The sequence below is a fragment of the Rhizobium ecuadorense genome (genome assembly GCF_001187535.1).
Lineage (GTDB): Bacteria > Pseudomonadota > Alphaproteobacteria > Rhizobiales > Rhizobiaceae > Rhizobium > Rhizobium ecuadorense.
This window is the reverse complement of sequence record NZ_LFIO01001043.1, coordinates 1-269: the sequence shown is the minus strand read 5'-3', so window position 1 is coordinate 269 and position 269 is coordinate 1. Positions and strand designations below refer to the sequence as shown.

The following is a 269-nucleotide window of genomic DNA, read 5'->3' as shown; positions in this document are numbered from 1 at the left end:
TCGGCGGCGCTGCGCTGACCGGCGGCGGCGGTACGGTTCGCGGCACCATGCTCGGCGCCTTCGTTATCGGCTTCCTTTCGGACGGCCTCGTGATCATCGGCGTCTCGGCCTACTGGCAGACGGTATTTACCGGCGCGGTGATCGTCCTCGCCGTCCTCATGAACAGCATCCAATACGGCCGCCGGGTCAAATCGTCCTGACGGCTGAGACCGAACTTATCCACGACGGCAGGCTGGAGTCCACGAAGCCGATTGGGGAAAGCACTGCCG

The 269-nt window shown here is 64.7% G+C and carries 1 pseudogene; it reads left to right on the top strand.

What is annotated here, in order from left to right:
- Positions 1-200 (top strand): annotated as a pseudogene (locus AF337_RS18800) (ABC transporter permease); the annotation flags it as partial.
- Positions 201-269 lie beyond the last annotated feature (69 nt).